Here is a 3,598-nt window from a genome sequence, read left to right on the forward strand (position 1 = left end):
GGGTGTTACCCGTCTCTCATACCGGGGTGCTCCTTCAAAAGGCCCAAACTCTTCCCTGGTGGGGGGTCCACCCGCGTAAGGCCCCCCCGGATGTGCGGTGTGCCCGCCTAATAACACCTCCCGCCACTTCCGCCCCAACCGTCAGTGACCTGCGCTCTCGACCACGTTCGACCACTCGTCGAGCAGGGCCTGGGCGGAGGAGTCGTCCGGCCCCTCGGCCCACAGATGGGTGACGGCCTCGGCCGGGTCGGGCAGGACCATCACCCAGCGACCGTCCGCCTCCACGACCCGTACCCCGTCGGTGGTGTCCACCGAACGGTCCCCGGCCGCCTCCACCACCCGGCGCATCACGAGCCCCTTCACGGCCCACGGCGTCGCGACGTCCCGCCGCAGGACATGCGCCCGCGGGATACGTGCGTCGATCTGGCTCAGCGTGAGCTGAGTACGCGCCACCAGACCGATGAGCCGTACGAACGCGGCGGCACCGTCGAAGACGCTGCTGAACTCCGGAATGATGAACCCGCCACGACCGTCGCCGCCGAAGATCGTCGACTCCTCGCGGCCGACCCTGGTCAGATCGTCGGGCGACGTCGTCGTCCACTCCACCTGCGTGCCGTGGTACGCGGCGACCTGCTCGGCGATCCTCGTGGTCGTCACCGGAAGAGCCACCCGTCCGGAGCGCCGCTCGGCGGCCACCAGGTCGAGCATGACCAGGAGCGAGCGGTCGTCCTCGATGATCCGGCCCCGCTCGTCGACGAGCGACAGCCGCTCACCCACCCGGTCGAAGCGCACCCCGAACGCGGCCCGCGCCGACGCCACGATCTCCCCGAGCCGCACGAGCCCGGCCCGCCTGGTCTCCGCAGACTCCGTGGGCCTCGACTCGTCGAGCCCCGGATTGATCACCAGCGAATCCACCTGCAGCCGGCCGAGGAGGCTCGGCAGAACGAGTCCCGCGCTGCCGTTGGAGGCGTCCACGACGACCTTCAGCCCGGCCTCGGCGATCCCGGACGTGTCCACGTTCCGCAGCAACGACCCGGTGTACGAGTCGAAGACGCTCGCCGGGAAGGAGAGGTCACCGATCTCGCCAGGGAACGCCCGCCGGTACTCCTGCCGTGCGAAGACCCGGTCCAGCTTGCGCTGCCCGGCCTGCGACAGGTCCGCACCGCGCTCGTCGAAGAACATGATGTCCACGGAGTCCGGCACTCCGGGCGTGGTCCGCAGCATGATCCCGCCGGCGCTTCCGCGAGCGGTCTGCTGTCGTGCCACCGGCAGAGGTACGTTCTCCAGGTCGCGTACGTCGATGGCGCTGGCCTGGAGCGCCGAGATCACCGCACGTTTCAGGGCGCGGGCACCCCTGGAGCGGTCACGCGCGGTGGTGACGGTCGCGCCCTTCTTCAACGTCGTGGCGTACGCCCCTGCGAGCCGTACCGCCAGCTCGGGCGTGATCTCCACGTTGAGGATCCCGGAGACCCCGCGTGCCCCGAAGAGGTGGGCCTGCCCGCGGGACTCCCAGATGACCGAGGTGTTGACGAAGGCGCCGGCCTCGATGGTCTTGAAGGGGTAGACGCGGACGTTCCCCTGAACGATCGATTCCTCACCGACGAGGCACTCGTCGCCGATGACGGCACCGTCCTCGATCCGGGCGGCCCGCATGATGTCGGTGTTCTTCCCGATCACGCAGCCACGCAGATTGCTCTGCTGCCCGATGTAGACGTTGTCGTGAATGACGGCCTTGTGAAGGAAAGCGCCGCTCTTCACGACCACGTTCGAGCCGATGACGGTGTGTTCGCGGATCTCGGCTCCCGCCTCGACCTTCGCGTAGTCCCCGATGTACAACGGCCCCCGGAGGACGGCGTCGGGAGAGACCTCCGCGCCTTCCGCCACCCACACACCGGGCGAGATCTCGAAGCCGTCGAGCTCGACCTGGACCTTTCCTTCGAGCACGTCGGCCTGCGCCTTGACGTAGCTCTCGTGGGTACCGACGTCCTCCCAGTAGCCCTCGGCGACATAGCCGTAGATCGGCTTGCCTTCCTTCATGAGCTGCGGGAAGACATCACCCGACCAGTCGACGGAGGTGTCGGCCTCGACGTAGTCGAAGACCTCGGGCTCCATCACGTAGATGCCCGTGTTCACCGTGTCCGAGAAGACCTGTCCCCAGGTCGGCTTCTCGAGAAAACGCTCCACCTGTCCTTCCTCGTCGACGATCGTGATGCCGAATTCCAGCGGATTCGGCACACGCGTCAGACAGACGGTGACAAGGGCGCCCTTCTCTTTGTGGAAGGCGATCAGATCGGTGAGGTCGAAATCGGTGAGTGCGTCTCCCGAGATGACGAGGAAGGCATCGTCCTTCAATGCCTCCTCGGCGTTCTTCACACTCCCCGCGGTGCCGAGAGGTTTCTCCTCATTGGCGTACGTGAGCTCCATTCCGAGCTCCTCGCCGTCACCGAAGTAGTTCCTGACGAGCGAGGCGAGAAACTGCACGGTGACGACGGTCTCGGTGAGACCGTGCCTCTTGAGCAGTCGCAGGACGTGCTCCATGATCGGCCGGTTGGCCACCGGCAGGAGAGGCTTGGGCATGCTTGAGGTCATCGGGCGAAGTCGCGTACCTTCGCCACCGGCCATCACGACGGCCTTCATGTCGGAAGCGTCCTCCTTGAAGAGACGACGGTCCTGCCGACTTCACCTGTCTGTTCAGTGGCCCTCGGGCGTCCTCGTGCATGCCGGCGACGTTGCACGGCACAGGACAGACGGGCTCAATCGGCCGCGGTATCCGCCTTGACGAGTCGACGGACCTGGACCACGTAGAGGATCCCTGCCCACCAATACAGAGTTGTACCCCATCCGGCGAAGGCCCACCCGAAAACTTCAGCGAGTGACGAAAGCCAGCCCGTTCCGTCACTGAGCAGGAGCAAGGGGAACGCGTACATCAGGTTGAATGTCGCAGCTTTCCCGAGGAAGTTCACCTGCGGCGGGGGATAGCCGTGCCGGCGGAGGATACCCACCATCACCAGCAGCATCAGCTCACGGGCGAAAAGCGCGAGAGTCAGCCAGAGTGGCAGGATCTCCCGCCAGGTGAGGCCCACCAGCGTGGAAACGATGTAGAGCCGGTCGGCAGCCGGATCGAGGAGTCGGCCCAGGCTGCTGACCTGGTTCCAGCGCCGAGCGAGCTTGCCGTCGAGATAGTCGCTGACGCCGCTCAGCATCAACACCAGCAAGGCCCAGCCATCGCTGTTCGGACCGCCGAACACGGGTCGCAGAATCAGCCACAGGAAGAGCGGCACGCCGACGAGGCGAGCCATGCTCAGGATGTTGGGGATGGTGAGGACCCGGTCCGTCTGAACGCGAGTCTCCTGGACCTCCACCCGGGGGCCTCCTGTGGGAACGTGCCAATGATGCCCCCTGACCTTACCCTCAGCCATGACGGGCCTGTGCACAGGGGTCCGTTGTCCCCTGAACGCAAAAATGCCTCAACCCCCGGACAAGGTCCGGGGGTTGAGGCTAAAGATTGTTCGGCGGCGTCCTACTCTCCCACAGGGTCCCCCCTGCAGTACCATCGGCGCTGAAAGGCTTAGCTTCCGGGTTCGGAATGTAACCGGGC

2 protein-coding genes and 1 rRNA gene are annotated in these 3,598 nt (G+C 66.1%); all 3 read right to left on the reverse strand.

The window, feature by feature from the left end:
- Positions 1–141: 141 nt before the first annotated feature.
- Positions 142–2,637 carry a sugar phosphate nucleotidyltransferase gene (locus ACFC0D_RS38290; RefSeq protein WP_376446676.1) on the reverse strand — a complete coding sequence of 832 codons (2,496 nt, stop codon included), beginning with the start codon at positions 2,635–2,637 and terminating at the stop codon, positions 142–144.
- 116 nt (positions 2,638–2,753) lie between these two features.
- On the reverse strand, positions 2,754–3,362 hold the full coding sequence (locus tag ACFC0D_RS38295; protein WP_376446678.1) for a CDP-alcohol phosphatidyltransferase family protein: 609 nt from the start codon (positions 3,360–3,362) through the stop codon (positions 2,754–2,756).
- A 145-nt stretch (positions 3,363–3,507) separates the two neighbouring features.
- A 5S ribosomal RNA gene (gene rrf, locus ACFC0D_RS38300) occupies positions 3,508–3,598 on the reverse strand; the annotation flags it as partial.

Source organism: Streptomyces sp. NPDC056222 (assembly GCF_042264065.1).
Taxonomy (GTDB): domain Bacteria; phylum Actinomycetota; class Actinomycetes; order Streptomycetales; family Streptomycetaceae; genus Streptomyces.

Bases quoted from the DNA above. Each gene is read 5' to 3' on its own strand.
- ACFC0D_RS38290 (WP_376446676.1), bottom strand. From the start codon at position 2,637: ATGAAGGCCGTCGTGATGGCCGGTGGCGAAGGTACGCGACTTCGCCCG.